The organism is Pragia fontium DSM 5563 = ATCC 49100 (assembly GCF_900112475.1).
Classification (GTDB): domain Bacteria; phylum Pseudomonadota; class Gammaproteobacteria; order Enterobacterales; family Enterobacteriaceae; genus Pragia; species Pragia fontium.
In genome coordinates this window covers 1-15,121 of the sequence record NZ_FOLW01000011.1, presented here as the reverse complement: position 1 = coordinate 15,121, position 15,121 = coordinate 1, and the positions used below count along the sequence as shown (strand labels likewise).

Genomic DNA, 15,121 nt, shown 5'->3' with positions numbered 1-15,121 from the left:
ACGCTATTTCAAATCGTTCTCTTTACACTCCGTCAAATAAACTTTCACGCTTAGCCCGCCCTTACCGCTGTTTCCCATCAGAATCTCTCCGTCATGGCTATCAATAATTCGTCGTAAAATTGATAAACCTAAGCCAGTTCCACTGATGCTGCGGGCACTATCACCACGTACAAAAGGTTGAAATAAGGCTTCCAACTGATCTTCAGGAATACCGGGGCCATCGTCCTCTACCTGAAACCAAACTCGGCCATGCTCCCGGCCACTGCTAATTTTTATCCACCCTTTGCCATAACGCGCAGCATTGACGATTAAGTTAACTACCGCACGTTTAATTGAGAGCGGATGGATATTCGCCATCAATTCACCTGAATATAAATGAGTCTCTATTTCCTGCTCAAGACCGCTGGCAGACACCACTTCCGCCAGAATACTATTCACATCGCCGGGCTCAGTACGCTGCTCCTGACCGGTGCGCAGATAATCGATAAACTGCTCAATAATCGCGTTACATTCTTCAATATCTTTATTAATCGATTCTGCCAGATACTCATCCCTTTCCCCCATCATCTCCGTTGCTAAACGAATACGGGTCAGAGGAGTACGTAAATCATGGCTAACGCCAGCCATTAATAAGGTACGGTCGTTATCCAGTTGTTTAACCCCGGACGTCATCCGATTAAATGCGCGAGTAACTGAACGTACCTCTGATGCGCCATATTCACGCAGTGGCGGCGGCGTCATTCCCATCCCTACTTGCTGTGCAGCATGTTCAAGATCGGCGAGCGGACGATTCTGGATACGGATAAACAACCAAGCGCCACCGATAACCATCAGAATAATTGCCAAGGTATAGCGAAATAGCGGTGCAAACTCTCCCTGCCGGATTTCAGTCAACGGCACTCTAACCCAAATTTTCGGGGAAAGATCGGTCTTTAACCAAACAACCGGAGAATGATTACCCAACTGAATACGCACCTCAGTGGGGCCACCAAGCTGCTGTTCCATCTGCTTACTGAGAAAGTCATAAGGCTGTGACCAACGTAATCCGCTCTCTTCAGCGGACGCGTTGGTATGCAGAGAGATCCCCAATTCCCGATACATTTCCTGTTGAAACTGGGGAGGTATTTCCAGATAGCTTCCATCTTCAAGCTTTAACCGGTCTGTCATTAGCATACGAACTTCATAGGCCAATACTTTGTTAAACTGCTGAATACTCGGCAAAATAGCAAAGTTCAGCACAACAAAGTAGGTCGTTACTAAACTAATGAACAGTAACGACACTATCAGTAATAAAGTCCGTGCGACCGAGCTCCTTGGCGGAAACCTCCATAAACTCATGCAGCACTACCGTCCGGCACAAATACGTAACCAAGACCCCACACAGTCTGGATATAACGGGGATGCGCAGCATCCTCTTCGACCATCCGACGCAAGCGAGAAATCTGCACATCAATCGAGCGTTCCATCGCGCTGTATTCGCGCCCACGCGCCAAATTCATCAGTTTATCCCGTGAAAGCGGCTCTCGTGGATGACTGACTAATGCTTTAAGCACCGCAAACTCACCGCTGGTCAGCGGCATTGGCTCATCATCTTTAAACATTTCGCGGGTGCCTAAATTCAACTTGAATTTGCTGAATACGATAACCGCTTCTTCTTGAGAAGGGGCTCCCGGCAATTCATTTGCCTGACGGCGCAGTACCGCGCGAATACGCGCCAGCAGTTCGCGAGGATTAAAAGGCTTGGGAATATAGTCATCCGCACCAATTTCCAGACCAACAATACGGTCGACCTCTTCACCTTTGGCCGTCACCATAATAATCGGTATTGGATTACTCTGACTCCGCAAACGGCGGCAGATCGACAGACCATCTTCACCGGGAAGCATGAGATCAAGCACCATTAAGTGAAAAGATTCTCGAGTTAATAGCCGATCCATCTGCTCTGCATTGGCTACACCACGAACCTGAAAGCCTTGCTCAGTCAGATAACGTTCTAACAGACCGCGTAAACGCATATCGTCATCAACAACCAGAATCTTATGGTTCTCTTGCATGATTTCGCTCCAAAGGTTTTTTGCTTAATATCTAAACTCAAATAATATGTTTAGCTGAGACAACGTAATTTGCATAACTGACGCGGACAAATTGTTACAAAGATTAATAACCGTAAACTTTTGTCTATTCAGGTTAACTAAACTCAGCCGTTCATTTGTGCAAAACTATGTGTAACTTTATAAAAAACAATGTTTTTTATTCTTCATCAAAGGGGCGATAACGAATATCAACCACCCAATACGTTGCCAAACCATTCGGCGTTTCAACGCTCACTTCATCATCAATTTTCTTACCAATCAATGCTCTGGCTACCGGTGAATCAATAGAAATCCATTTCTTGGACGGCGCAAACTCATCGGGTCCAACTAAACGAAAAACGTTCAGCTCGCCGTTGTCATTCTCTACTTGCACCCAAGCACCAAAAAAGACTTTACCTTCCTGTTGCGGATTCGGGTCAACAATCTTTAATACTTCTAAGCGCTTAGTCAAAAAGCGTACCCGCCGATCAATCTCACGCAGTCGCTTCTTACCGTAAATATATTCCGCATTTTCAGAACGATCGCCCATCGCGGCAGCCTCGGAAACAGCCTGAGTGACTTTTGGCCGCTCTTCACGCCATAAATATTTCAGCTCGGTATCCAACGCTTCCCAGCCCTGACGGGTAATGTAATTACTCTTTGCCATTAGATTCTCTACACTTCAAACTATTTCAAATTGTAGCTTAACTACGATAAGTTAACCTTAGTTTATATACATTAAGCCATGCTTATACTGGTTGTTCTGGTATTTTTATTCAGTAATCCGTATAACAACCCTAATTCCTCAAACAGACAAATGTATGCTTTATGAATAATCTATTAAGTCGCACCATTGCCGATGAGCTAAAGGTCAGAGCTGAGCAGGTTCTCTCCACCATGAACTTATTGGATGAAGGCAACACCGTTCCCTTTATCGCCCGTTACCGTAAAGAAGTTACCGGTGGTCTGGATGATACTCAACTCCGACAGCTGGAGGCCCGTCTGGTTTACTTGCGTGAACTGGAAGATCGCCGTCAAACTATTCTTAAGTCTATCAGCGAACAGGGTAAATTATCAGACCAACTTGCGTCAGCCATCAATGGCACCATGAGTAAAACCGAACTGGAAGATCTCTACCTGCCTTACAAACCCAAGCGCCGTACTCGTGGGCAGATTGCTATCGAAGCTGGTCTGGAGCCACTGGCAGACAGCCTATGGCAAGACCCACAGCAGGATCCGGAACAGGTTGCTGCCACCTACATTGATAGTGACAAAGGGGTCGCGGATACCAAAGCTGCCCTTGACGGCGCTCGTTATATTTTAATGGAACGTTTCTCCGAAGATGCTGCACTGTTAAGTAAAGTCCGCGACTATCTGTGGAAAAATGCTTACCTGACTTCCCGAGTTATCGAAGGTAAAGAAGAGGAAGGAGCCAAGTTCCGCGATTACTTTGCCCATCAGGAACCCATTGCCAACACCCCTTCTCACCGAGCGCTGGCAATGTTCCGCGGTCGTAATGAAGGCATCCTGAACCTCGCTTTAAATGCCGATCCGCAGCACGATGAACCGCCGCGTGAAAGCTATTGCGAACAGATTATTACCGATCATCTCAATCTGCGTTTAAACAACGCACCAGCAGACAGCTGGCGTAAGGCCGTGGTTAACTGGACCTGGCGTATTAAGATTTTGATGCATATGGAAACCGAGCTAATGGGTGGCCTGAGAGAACGTGCTGAAGATGAAGCAATTAACGTTTTCGCTCGCAATATGCACGATCTGCTGATGGCAGCACCTGCCGGTATGCGTGCCACCATGGGGCTGGATCCGGGTCTGCGTACTGGGGTAAAAGTTGCCGTGGTCGATGCGACCGGAAAACTGGTTGCCACCGATACCATCTATCCACATACCGGTCAGGCGGCCAAAGCCGCTGCCAGCGTGGCTGCACTGTGCATAAAACACGATGTAGCACTGGTTGCCATCGGTAATGGTACCGCCTCCCGGGAAACGGAACGTTTCTATCTTGAGCTACAGCGCCAATATCCTGACGTTAAAGGACAGAAGGTTATCGTCAGTGAAGCGGGTGCATCGGTGTATTCCGCCTCTGAATTAGCCGCAATGGAATTCCCCGATCTGGACGTTTCTTTACGTGGTGCGGTATCTATTGCTCGCCGCTTACAGGATCCACTGGCGGAACTGGTAAAAATCGAACCGAAATCCATCGGCGTTGGCCAGTATCAACATGACGTTAGCCAAACCTTGCTGGCGCGTCGTCTGGATGCCGTGGTTGAGGACTGCGTAAACGCCGTTGGTGTGGATTTGAATACCGCTTCTGTGCCACTGCTAACTCGCGTTGCTGGTTTAAGCCGTATTATCGCTCAAAATATCGTGGACTGGCGTGATGCCAACGGGCGTTTTAACAACCGTAATCAACTGTTAGATGTGAGTCGCCTCGGACCGAAAGCCTTTGAGCAATGTGCCGGATTCCTGCGCATTAATGAAGGGGATAATCCATTGGATGCCTCTACCGTTCACCCGGAAACTTATCCGGTGGTAGAACGTATTCTGGCAGCAACAGATAAAACGCTACGGGACCTGATGGGTAGCCCGGAATCCCTGCGTGGCTTAAAAGCGTCAGACTTTGTTGACCAGCGTTTCGGCGTACCTACCGTGACAGATATTCTGAAAGAGCTGGAAAAACCGGGTCGCGATCCTCGTCCTGAGTTTAAAACCGCTAACTTCGCCGAAGGTGTGGAAACCCTGAACGATCTCAACGTCGGGATGATCCTTGAAGGTACCGTTACCAACGTTACCAACTTCGGTGCATTTGTGGATATTGGCGTACATCAGGATGGCCTAGTCCATATCTCCTCGCTGGCGGATAAGTTTGTCGAAGATCCGCACACGGTTGTCAAAGCCGGGGATATTGTGAAGGTGAAAGTGATGGAGGTTGATCTGGCCCGTAAACGCATCGCGCTCTCTATGCGACTGGATGAACAACCGGGTGAAAACGGCAGTCGTAAATCTTCTCCTGTCGAACGTGACCGGCCACAACGCCAAGCTTCTCAGCAAAAGGCTAAACCCGCGTCAGGTGGCAATAACAGCGCAATGGGTGATGCACTAGCGGCCGCTTTAAATAAAATGAAGCGATAGTCAGTGATACCATAAACTATTCATTGGCTGTCGGTGACAGCTAATATAAGCCACAGCCTGTGAATAGTTATCTAATTGATTTAAATCAAACAAAGATCATTCTTTATTACGTGTATTATTGGTTAAATATTATTGCCGAATAAAATAATCAGAAAAAATAAATTCATTATATAAAGTCAGATTCTCTTTTATCTTCAATAAGTAACAGACAAAAAACATCCGTCCTTGGGCATATTCCCGCTAATTTCCATCTTCTTTACGAACATCGCTTCACCTTATAAATTTAATATATAAATCAAATAATTAAAAAACAAGGTATTCTCTTGACCCGCAAAAACTTTTCCAGACAAATCGCGCATATTAATGCTGGCAATATCGATGAACAAAGATAGTAATAATTATTTACGCTTAACAATTGTCGTGTCATTGTATACGATAATCATTATTACTAACATTAGCATCGTAAGCATGACAATTAAGAGTGGCGATGATCAATTGATAACGGCTGGCTGTTACTGGTTAACCATTCAACCGTTATTTGATACGTCTTATGCTGTTTAAAAATGTGAGTTAAGGTTACATAATAACGCTATGAAATCATTACAACCTCAGTGCTCATACAAAATTACCGGCTTCAGTGCCGAAATTAATCCTGCATATCGACAAAAACTGCTTTCTCTTGGTCTATTACCCGGCTCCATATTTCGCGTTATCCGCGTAGCGCCACTCGGTGATCCCATTCAAATTGAAACACCCCGCATATGTCTGGTGCTGCGAAAAAAAGATTTAAATTTTATTAAACTCAGCCCGATTGAATAATCGATGTACTGGGTTAATAACAATCAATATTCATCACTTTCCTCTTTCCTGGCTAACACATGAAACAACTTACTATTGGATTAATCGGTAACCCAAATTCAGGTAAAACCACCCTGTTTAATCAGCTTACTGGTTCACGCCAGCGTGTAGGAAATTGGGCTGGGGTCACCGTTGAGCGTAAGGAAGGCCACTTCAAGACTGACGGTCATCAAGTCACGCTGGTTGACCTGCCGGGAACGTATTCACTCACCACCATATCAGAGCAATCTTCTCTCGATGAACAGATTGCCTGTCACTATATTTTAAGCGGCGAAGCCGACCTGCTACTCAACGTTGTAGATTCCTCCAACCTCGAACGTAGCCTCTATCTGACATTACAGCTGTTAGAACTTGGTATTCCCTGCATTGTCGCCCTGAATATGTTGGATATTGCCCACAACCAGAATATCGAAATTGATATTGAAGCGCTTGCTGACAAGCTGGGCTGTCCGGTTATTCCGCTGGTCTCCACGCGGGCTCAAGGTTTAAAAGAATTAAAAGCGGTGATTGATACATGGCAATCAAATCAACATGAATCATTGATTACCTATCCGGATATTATTGAAGATCAGGCCGGCCGACTGGCTAGTCTGATGCCTGCGTCATTATCCAATCAGCAAACTCGTTGGTTAGCTTTACAAATGCTGGAAGGGGATATTTACAGTAGCTCACTGTCCGGGCAGGCCGTTGAACTGTTGCCAGAAGCCCGAGAAATATTACAGCAGTATTATCAGGAAGATCCGGGACTGATTATTGCCGATGCCCGCTATCAGACTATTGCGACTATCTGTCATGATGTACATAACATTAGTCAGGCTCAACCAAGTAAGCTGACTCAGCGACTCGATAAGGTCTTGATTAACCGTTGGCTGGGGCTACCAATATTTCTGTTAGTCATGTACCTGATGTTTGTGCTGGCGATTAATATCGGCGGAGCACTACAACCGCTGTTTGACGCTGGCTCAGCCGCCATTTTTATTTCTGGCATTCAATGGGTCGGTCAAACTCTGCATTTCCCAGAATGGCTAACTATCTTCCTGGCTCAAGGTATCGGCGGGGGTATTAATACCGTTCTGCCTCTGGTTCCACAAATTGGCCTGATGTATCTGTTTTTATCCTTTCTGGAAGACTCCGGTTATATGGCGCGGGCAGCATTCGTTATGGATAAACTGATGTACGCGCTCGGACTCCCGGGTAAATCATTTGTGCCGTTAATTGTTGGTTTTGGCTGTAACGTCCCTTCCATTATGGGCACCCGTACACTGGATGCACCACGGGAACGTCTGATGACCATTATGATGGCTCCCTTTATGTCCTGCGGAGCTCGACTGGCCATATTTGCGGTCTTCTCAGCGGCCTTCTTTGGCAAAGACGGCGCGCTAATTGTATTCTCGCTCTACATTCTGGGGATTATCGTCGCTATTCTCACCGGCCTGATGTTGAAGTACACCATTATGAGAGGCGAAGCGACACCGTTTATTATGGAGTTGCCGGTTTATCACGTACCCCATGTGAAAAGTTTATTGTTACAAACATGGCAGCGCCTCAAAGGCTTCGTACTACGCGCTGGAACCGTGATTGTTATCGCCAGCATCATTATTGGTGGCCTAAACAGCTTCTCGTTTTCAGGCAAACCGGTAAATAACATTAATGAATCCGCCTTGGCTTCTACCAGCAAAGTGTTAACCCCACTACTGCACCCAATGGGCGTAACCCAAGATAACTGGCAAGCCACCGTCGGTCTGATCACCGGCGCCATGGCTAAAGAGGTGGTCGTCGGAACATTAAATACCCTGTATACCGCCGAACAAATTACCAAAGAACCCTTTGATTATCAGAACTTCAATCTGTTGACTGAACTGGAAGGTGCGGTAACTGAAACCTGGGATAGCCTAAAAGAAACCTTCACCCTAAGCGCTCTCAGCAACCCTATTGAAGCCAGTAAAGGCGACGGCAATATGGAAGGCAGTTCTATGGGGGTCATGAGCAGTAAGTTTGGCAGTATTTCTGCCGCTTACAGCTATCTGATTTTTGTGCTGCTGTATGTCCCTTGCGTATCGGTCATGGGTGCCATTGCCCGAGAAAGCAGTAGAGGCTGGATGCTGTTCTCCATTTTTTGGGGACTTGATGTGGCCTATAGTCTGGCAACGTCGTTCTACCAGATAGCCAACTTTGCTTCTCATCCACAGCAATCCATTATGATTATCACCACTATTGTGTCATTTAATGCCTTGCTGATGTATATCCTGTATCACGCTCGCGATCGGGTTACCACACGCATACCGAAAACCAGCGTAGAAGCCGCCTGCTGTAAAGACAAAACCGGACACTGCCATTAAATGGTCAGTCTAATTGCTGTACGTGATGCGATTGCCTTGCTGGGTATCGCCGAATTGAATCAGCTTAGCCATCAATTTAAGCAGCCACCAACCTTAATGCAGGCAATGCTAAAACAGCTCGAAGCGATGGGAAAAATTGAACGGGTAGAGGTGGATTCCAGCTGTCTGACGGGTAGCTGCAAAAGCTGCCCAGAAGGGAAAAAATGCCTGACCGAGGCCTATCGGATTAAAAGTCATCCTACTGATTAAATTGACAAACTCAGGCAATACCAGAAAAGAATACCGTAACATGTGCGGTATTCTTTTTTATATTAAAGCATTACAAAGAGATGTTATTTATACACTTCTGCCGTTGCTTCGATTTGATTATTACCACCTTCAGCAATAATAACGAAATACTTACCGCCTTTTTCATCGGCTAACTTAGACAGAGCTTCTTTAATATCAGTTGGTGATGCCGTCGCTTTTTTGGCTAAATTAACAGAACCTACTTTTTCGTAGTTGTTTTCTTTAGCCTGCTCTTTGGTAATCTCGGTTGCGGCTAAGGCGCTGAGAGAGAAACAGCCAGCTGCAATAGCGATAACCAGTGTCCTAAACATTTTCATAATAGCTCCTTAATAGAAAGTGAATACTGATGTCTCACGATCATATTAAGTATTTAGCATATCCCTTATTTGTCAAAAAATAACCAAAACTAAATTTTTATATGTTTCAGCTAACTATAAATTATTCACAAAATATATTATTTCCTGACAAAAAATCTCCGGATGGGAAATAAAAGGGGCATGAGCGGCGTGGTCGATCATCAGAGAATGAGAGCTTGGCCATAGCTGGTCCAACTGAGGAATAATTTTCCGCGGTACCAGTCCGTCCAGCGCACCATAAATACGCAAAAAAGGCGGTTGAAGATCAACCAGTTCTGAGCGTAAATCATTTTCTGCCAGCATACGTAAACCACTATTCAACACCTCAACCCTTGGCATTGGGCAGCTAAGAATCACTTGATTCAACTGTTTAGCATCTTTACGGGCATCCGGCGTACCCAGCGTTTGCAGCGCTAAAAAACGGACAACCGTTTGCTGGAAATCGATGCTGAGCTGATTTTCGAATCCGTTTAGCACCGATGTTTTAATACCCGGCCAACCTTCATCGCTACGTTCAGTAAAACAGGGAGATGATGCTACGCTAATCAGTGCCTGTACCCGTTCCGGTGCCATAAGCGCTGCTTTACTGGCCACCAGTCCTCCCATAGACCAGCCAAGCCATACCGCTGACTCCGGTGTATTGTTCAACACCACAGACGTCATCTCTTCCAGTTCCATCTCACCATACTGCTGGCTACGACCATAGCCCGGTAAATCGATAAGGTGCACACGAAAATGCGGCGTAAGCCTCTCAACGATGCAATGCCAGACCCCTGTATTCAATCCCCAACCGTGCAACAGCACAAGATCGGTCTCGCCATGGCCAAAAGTCTGACAATAAAGTGGTGACATGAGTATGGTTCCTGCTAATTAATAAATGCAAACCACCCGCCGGTGGCTCACTGAGTCAAGATAAAATGCCGATAATGAATAGCCTGTGTTGGCTATGCCAACAGCCACTTGCCATTGTACAACATGGTATATGTAGCGTTTGTCTGAACCTGCTGCCTTCTTTACCCGTATGCTGCCCTCGCTGCGGTTTACCGGCATCCAGTCAGACTCGCCAGTGTGCCGAGTGTCAAATAATACCACCAGAATGGCAGCAGCTTATTGCCGTCAGCGACTATTGCTCACCGCTAAAATACTTTATCAGCCGCTTAAAATTTTATGGCGAAGATAAATACGTCCCACTCCTCTCGCGTTTACTTCTCTTATCTTGGCTAAACGCGCGCAGGATACGCCAGCTCTCTCGTCCTGATTTACTGATTTCTGTCCCTCTGCACCATACTCGCCACTGGCGACGCGGATTCAACCAAACCGACTTGATAGCTCGCAGGCTCTCTCGATGGGTTAACTGTCGGTATCTACCTGACATTATTTCTCGCCATCGCCCTACCCCCAGCCAACGAAATTTAAGCGCCAACCAACGGCAGTGTAATCTGATGGATGCCTTTTCCTGTAACGGCGACGTACGCGGACAGCATATTGCGTTACTGGATGATATTGTCACTACCGGCAGTACCGTGGCAGAAATTAGCCGTTTGTTATTACTACACGGTGCTGCCTCTATTCAGGTTTGGTGTTTATGCCGCACCTTGAAGAGTTAGGGTAAATAGGCGTATTATATCCGACAAGAAAGGTCAACTACTGAGCATGTCATGATTATTATTACCGATTCAGCCCAATCCCACTTTAAAAAATTACTGGCTAATCAGGAAGAAGGCACGCAAATCCGTGTTTTCGTGATTAATCCAGGCACGCCAACCGCAGAATGCGGTGTTTCTTACTGCCCACCGGATGCGGTTGAAGCAAGCGATACCAAGTTAACATTCGGCGAGATTTCTGCTTACATTGATGAAATCAGCGCACCTTTTCTTGAAGATGCTGAAATCGACTTTGTTACCGATCAGCTAGGCTCACAGCTAACGCTGAAAGCACCTAACGCCAAAATGCGTAAAGTCGATGACAGTGCACCATTGATTGAGCGCGTAGAATATATGCTGCAATCACAAATCAACCCTCAGTTAGCTGGTCACGGTGGTCGTGTTTCTCTAATGGAAATCACCGATGATGGTTTTGCGATTCTGCAATTCGGCGGCGGCTGTAATGGTTGTTCGATGGTTGACTACACCCTGAAAGAAGGTATTGAGAAAGAGCTGTTGCAGCGCTTCCCTGAACTGAAGGGCGTAAAAGATCTGACTGAACACCAGAGCGGTGAGCATTCTTACTATAAGTAATTTTGAAGATTTAGTTATCCACCTTCGGTGAAGGTGGATTGAGTGATGGATTCTGCACGACTTACTGATAAGTTGATGCTTTCTCAGATTTTAGAACGCCTGATGTGGTTCATCGGGCATTCTACAGATGATGCATAGAATGCCTCGCTTTTTTAACGCTTTCCTTTCCTATTGATAACTGGCTCTTTCTCTATCACTTTCGGCGATGCTTCCTCTATAGGCGCTTTCTCTACCACTTTTGGCAATTCTTCCTCTATCACTTTCGGTAATACTTTCTCTGTAGGTTCAACTCTCTGCACGGCAATCACTGGATCAGCAATGACCTTCAAATTAACAAAGTAGTCCTTACCCATGATTTTTCCATTGCCCAACCAATCAACGTCTTGATAGCGTAACGAGGTCTTATTACGTACCCTCTCCAGTTCATATCCTTGTTCATCCGCCACAGTAAATCCCGTTGCCGAAACACGATGAATACTCAATCCATAGGGCTGGCGGCCATGATAGAGCATCTGTATTGTACGGAGATACTCTCCCGCATAGTTGCTGACTGTCATCAAGACATTGGCTTGGTACTCCTGTTCAGTAACAGGACTTGTTGGGATATTATTGGCTATTAGCGCATACAGCTTAGCCGTGGCCTGAGAGAGAGCCATGGTGACTTTCGCTTCACTAATCAGTTTGTTCTTATCGTATTCCGATGCTTTCCTTTCCTCTTCGGTCATGGTCGCACGAGGAAGCTCCTGCGTTTCCCAAAATTTCCAGTTAATGGTATTTTGTGGTGTCGCAATTATCTCTGTTTCTTGCTCTTTTCTCTCGTGATACCACGTTGACGAATTTACTGGTTCCGACAATGATGTCGCTAGCCAAGCCGCACAAACCGTCTGCTGCTGTTCTATATTGCCATTCACTAACAGAGAAAAACTATTGCCAGTAAGGGGAATGCGCGCAGGGTCGATACCATTTTGCTGCAGCGCCAGATCAACCTGCTGTTGCAAACGCTCTCCTCTTGCCAGCGAACAAATCTGCTGCATCAAAAATAGATTGCGTTCACCATTCAACTTTGGCACCAACGCATTCAGCGACTCTGTTATCATACTTAATGCTGGCATGCTGATATGCCGCACTGGCAGATCCTGTGGGGCACTGAGTACCGGGAGGCTATTGAGGAAAAAAAGACCGCCAGCGACTGTCTTTAAAATATGATTTTTTTTCATAAGTAATACTTACCTGAATTAATGAATAACGACATCCACCGTCATTCGACGATTGGGTGCCAAGCAGGCAATGACCGCATTTGATTTTCTTCCCGGGCAATCCACGCGAGGTTCGCTATCACCCAACCCTCGGGTATCGATAATGCTCGCCGGAATACCTTGTATAGTCAGCAACCTTTTCACTGCGTCTGCCCGATCCTGTGATAGCTTTTGGTTATCCACTGGTTTACCAATACGATCGGTATGTCCGAGCACCAACACACGCACCCCCTCCAATCCAATGACCTTAAGTTCTGCCGCCAGAGCTGACACCTGAGCGATACCGCTATAGCTCAACGTGGCGCTGGCAAATGGAAACAACGCTTCAGAACGTAGTTCACGTTGAATTGGGGCTTTTAACTTCGACAGACAATTCTGTGGCAGGAAATAAATCCCTTGAGCTTTCATTTGATTATCAAACAGTACCTTAAACTGGCAGGTGATATCTTCCTGTCCCTCCACCGGGAAGTGAAAAATATAGTCCCACTCCTTCACCCGAAAAACACCTTCTTTGAAATGTGGTACGCCAATAAGCTCATACAGTTGTGCCTTGGTCATCCCAGGCTTAACGTTCATCAGGGCATCTACATTTGGATAACTCCCTTCGGATCGCACCGCTGAGGAGACGGCCGGAAACACCGGCTCAGCCGTTTGTCCCTGTTTGTCGATTTGGCTAATACTGCGAGTACAGCCGGATAACAGCAACAGGGCACAAACTGACACCAGCATATTTATCTTCATCAATTTTTTACTCATGATCTTAATCCTTAAAAATCGGCAGTTCCCCGCCCTCAGAGCGGGGATATCTGTTAGTGGTTACCATTGATAACCGATGCCAATAGAGGCACCAAGATCGCCCTGACTCGTAGTGGTTCCAGAAAACTTGGTTACCCATTTACCGTTATCCGAAATGGTAGAAAGTCCCAGCGCCACCGCGGATTCTCCCTGATAGGTACCCCCAGAAAGACCGACCATACTGGCTCCTGGAAAATACGGTTGCGGTAAGGTTGCCATCGCCATTGCCCCAGCAATACCAGCACTTAATTTGTCTTTCTGGTCATCTAACATGTTCTTCAGATTATTAAATTGCTTGTTGGTGTACTGATTTGATTCAGTAATCCCCTGTTTCAACTGGCTGACGTTCACCGCATCAGTACTCGCCGTACCCGCTGCTACATTGGTGATTTGGCGTTCAGCACCTGCATAACCAACAGAGACACTGTTTTCACGATCGGCAACCGAGCTTGCCCCCAACGCGACGGAGTTTTTCGCCGTGGCTGATGAGTGATTACCTAGTGCAACGCTGCTCTCACCTGAAGCAGAAGACTTAGTTCCAACTGCCATACTATTACTACCCGAGGCCGATGAACCAGCTCCGCCCGCTACCGCATCACTTCCGGTCACCACAGGTTTGGCGTAGTTACTGGTATTGTTCACTTGGAACATACCGTCTTTACCGTTACTGATATTGGTCACATCGTTGCTAATATTGGTCACATCCCCCGATACCTGTTTCAACTGGGCTACGTTAACCGCATCCGTATCTTCGGTACCGGCAGCAACGTTAGTAATTTGCCGTTCATTACCTGATGAGCCCACAGAAACGGAATTATCTCGATCCGCGACTGAACCTGCTCCTAACGCCACGGAGTTATTGGCTGTCACAGTAGCGTTGTCGCCAATAGCTACGCTGCCGGTACCTGATGCACTTGCATTGTTACCAGTGGCAATCGCACCATTTCCAGACGCCTGTGCTCCATTACCGGTAGCGATAGCATTATCCCCTGAGGCGACCGCTCCCTGTCCCAGAGCGATAGCATCCGTTCCGCTAGCCACGGCATTTGCTCCCGTCGAGTTAACCTTCAGGTAGCGCATGGTAGGTACTACGTTGTTTTCAATATTTGTCACACGGTTATCGATACTCTCTACTTTTTGATTGGTCGCATAAAGTTGACTACCATTCACCGCATCGGTACTGGTTTTACTGAGTTCACCCTCCGCCACGTTGGTAATTTTATTTACCGTACTGCTACCGTGACTAGCACTGAATGCATTAAGCAGCGGATCCCATAACAGAGCATCCTGTTTCAGGTTTCCCACATCCTTATAAATATTTGTGACCGCGCTATTGGTAGCAAATAGCTGGGAGCCATTCACCGCATCGGTACTACTGCCCGACAAACGACCCGCCGCCACATTGGTGATGGTGCGTTCATTGCCTAAACTACCCACACTCACGGTGCTGGTTGGCGTTGCTCCGGCAAACACATAATCAACGTCATTCAACTTAATCCCGGTGGTTCCTACCGCTGCCGCGGTTAACGAGCCGGCACCCAGGGCAATATCGTTGGCATGGTTAGCCACCGCCCCCATGCCGATAGCCACTGCATCCAGGCCAAGAGCCTGAGAATCAGTACCGGTGGAATTGGCATGGAAGTACTTGGTACCGGTGTTCTTAATATTGGTCACGGCACTGTTGGTGGCGTACAACTGAGAGCCATTCACCGCATCAGTACTGCTGGCTGACAAACGACCCGCCGCCACATTGGTGATGGTACGTTCCTT

The 15,121-nt window shown here is 46.7% G+C and carries 14 protein-coding genes; 6 read left to right on the top strand and 8 right to left on the bottom strand.

The annotated features are described in order from the left end of the window. Nucleotides 1–3: 3 nt before the first annotated feature. The 3 genes from envZ to greB all read right to left on the bottom strand — a co-directional run bounded on the left by envZ (nt 4) and on the right by greB (nt 2,739). Nucleotides 4–1,338 (bottom strand): two-component system sensor histidine kinase EnvZ, encoded by a 1,335-nt coding sequence (envZ, locus tag BMZ28_RS14075; protein ID WP_074824166.1) that lies wholly within the window; start codon nt 1,336–1,338, stop codon nt 4–6. Continuing rightward, nucleotides 1,335–2,054 carry an osmolarity response regulator transcription factor OmpR gene (gene ompR / locus BMZ28_RS14070; RefSeq protein ID WP_047779639.1) on the bottom strand — a complete coding sequence of 240 codons (720 nt, stop codon included), beginning with the start codon at nt 2,052–2,054 and terminating at the stop codon, nt 1,335–1,337. Before ompR ends, envZ begins: the two co-directional genes overlap by 4 nt. 196 nt (nt 2,055–2,250) lie before the next feature. Beyond that, the gene (gene greB, locus BMZ28_RS14065; RefSeq protein ID WP_047779638.1) at nt 2,251–2,739 is read right to left on the bottom strand and encodes a transcription elongation factor GreB; all 489 of its coding nucleotides are present in this window, start codon (nt 2,737–2,739) and stop codon (nt 2,251–2,253) included. A gap of 161 nt (nt 2,740–2,900) precedes the next feature. On the opposite strand from greB, the gene BMZ28_RS14060 reads away from it, so the two are divergent. The 4 genes from BMZ28_RS14060 (at nt 2,901) to BMZ28_RS14040 (ending at nt 8,668) form a co-directional block, all read left to right on the top strand. Beyond that, nucleotides 2,901–5,222 (top strand): Tex family protein, encoded by a 2,322-nt coding sequence (locus BMZ28_RS14060; protein ID WP_074824162.1) that lies wholly within the window; start codon nt 2,901–2,903, stop codon nt 5,220–5,222. 591 nt (nt 5,223–5,813) lie between these two features. Next, nucleotides 5,814–6,041 (top strand): ferrous iron transporter A, encoded by a 228-nt coding sequence (feoA, locus tag BMZ28_RS14050; RefSeq protein WP_047779635.1) that lies wholly within the window; start codon nt 5,814–5,816, stop codon nt 6,039–6,041. A 59-nt stretch (nt 6,042–6,100) separates the two neighbouring features. Beyond that, nucleotides 6,101–8,419, top strand: a complete 2,319-nt coding sequence (feoB, locus tag BMZ28_RS14045) for a Fe(2+) transporter permease subunit FeoB (protein WP_047779634.1) — start codon at nt 6,101–6,103, stop codon at nt 8,417–8,419. Beyond that, nucleotides 8,420–8,668, top strand: a complete 249-nt coding sequence (locus tag BMZ28_RS14040) for a FeoC-like transcriptional regulator (protein WP_047779633.1) — start codon at nt 8,420–8,422, stop codon at nt 8,666–8,668. 83 nt (nt 8,669–8,751) lie between these two features. On the opposite strand, the gene BMZ28_RS14035 is transcribed toward BMZ28_RS14040, so the two are convergent. Together BMZ28_RS14035 and bioH are read right to left on the bottom strand one after the other, a co-directional pair. Further along, nucleotides 8,752–9,024, bottom strand: a complete 273-nt coding sequence (locus BMZ28_RS14035) for a YdgH/BhsA/McbA family protein (protein ID WP_074824161.1) — start codon at nt 9,022–9,024, stop codon at nt 8,752–8,754. 114 nt (nt 9,025–9,138) lie between these two features. Continuing rightward, nucleotides 9,139–9,915, bottom strand: coding sequence for a pimeloyl-ACP methyl ester esterase BioH (gene bioH, locus BMZ28_RS14030; protein WP_074824158.1), 777 nt, complete (start codon nt 9,913–9,915; stop codon nt 9,139–9,141). Nucleotides 9,916–9,980: 65 nt separating this feature from the next. Between bioH and gntX the strand changes: the two genes are divergently transcribed. Continuing rightward, the gene (gene gntX / locus BMZ28_RS14025) at nt 9,981–10,670 is read left to right on the top strand and encodes a DNA utilization protein GntX (protein ID WP_074824155.1); all 690 of its coding nucleotides are present in this window, start codon (nt 9,981–9,983) and stop codon (nt 10,668–10,670) included. Nucleotides 10,671–10,721: 51 nt separating this feature from the next. After that, nucleotides 10,722–11,300, top strand: a complete 579-nt coding sequence (gene nfuA / locus BMZ28_RS14020) for a Fe-S biogenesis protein NfuA (RefSeq protein ID WP_047779629.1) — start codon at nt 10,722–10,724, stop codon at nt 11,298–11,300. Nucleotides 11,301–11,452: 152 nt separating this feature from the next. Here the strand turns inward: nfuA and BMZ28_RS14015 are convergent, their stop codons facing one another. The 3 genes from BMZ28_RS14015 to BMZ28_RS14005 form a co-directional block, all read right to left on the bottom strand. After that, nucleotides 11,453–12,517 carry a hypothetical protein gene (locus BMZ28_RS14015; protein WP_074824153.1) on the bottom strand — a complete coding sequence of 355 codons (1,065 nt, stop codon included), beginning with the start codon at nt 12,515–12,517 and terminating at the stop codon, nt 11,453–11,455. 18 nt (nt 12,518–12,535) lie between these two features. Further along, nucleotides 12,536–13,312: an OmpA family protein gene (locus tag BMZ28_RS14010; RefSeq protein ID WP_074824150.1), complete on the bottom strand. Its 777-nt coding sequence runs from the start codon at nt 13,310–13,312 to the stop codon at nt 12,536–12,538. A 60-nt stretch (nt 13,313–13,372) separates the two neighbouring features. Continuing rightward, nucleotides 13,373–15,121, bottom strand: a 1,749-nt coding sequence (locus BMZ28_RS14005) for a YadA family autotransporter adhesin (protein WP_175474943.1), incomplete at its 5' end; no start/stop codon positions are given.

Bases quoted from the DNA above. Each gene is read 5' to 3' on its own strand.
- BMZ28_RS14035 (WP_074824161.1), bottom strand. From the start codon at position 9,024: ATGAAAATGTTTAGGACACTGGTTATCGCTATTGCAGCTGGCTGTTTC.
- ompR (WP_047779639.1), bottom strand. From the start codon at position 2,054: ATGCAAGAGAACCATAAGATTCTGGTTGTTGATGACGATATGCGTTTA.
- BMZ28_RS14010 (WP_074824150.1), bottom strand. From the start codon at position 13,312: ATGAGTAAAAAATTGATGAAGATAAATATGCTGGTGTCAGTTTGTGCC.
- BMZ28_RS14015 (WP_074824153.1), bottom strand. From the start codon at position 12,517: ATGAAAAAAAATCATATTTTAAAGACAGTCGCTGGCGGTCTTTTTTTC.
- greB (WP_047779638.1), bottom strand. From the start codon at position 2,739: ATGGCAAAGAGTAATTACATTACCCGTCAGGGCTGGGAAGCGTTGGAT.
- nfuA (WP_047779629.1), top strand. From the start codon at position 10,722: ATGATTATTATTACCGATTCAGCCCAATCCCACTTTAAAAAATTACTG.
- bioH (WP_074824158.1), bottom strand. From the start codon at position 9,915: ATGTCACCACTTTATTGTCAGACTTTTGGCCATGGCGAGACCGATCTT.
- BMZ28_RS14060 (WP_074824162.1), top strand. From the start codon at position 2,901: ATGAATAATCTATTAAGTCGCACCATTGCCGATGAGCTAAAGGTCAGA.
- BMZ28_RS14040 (WP_047779633.1), top strand. From the start codon at position 8,420: ATGGTCAGTCTAATTGCTGTACGTGATGCGATTGCCTTGCTGGGTATC.
- envZ (WP_074824166.1), bottom strand. From the start codon at position 1,338: ATGAGTTTATGGAGGTTTCCGCCAAGGAGCTCGGTCGCACGGACTTTA.
- feoA (WP_047779635.1), top strand. From the start codon at position 5,814: ATGAAATCATTACAACCTCAGTGCTCATACAAAATTACCGGCTTCAGT.
- gntX (WP_074824155.1), top strand. From the start codon at position 9,981: ATGCCGATAATGAATAGCCTGTGTTGGCTATGCCAACAGCCACTTGCC.
- feoB (WP_047779634.1), top strand. From the start codon at position 6,101: ATGAAACAACTTACTATTGGATTAATCGGTAACCCAAATTCAGGTAAA.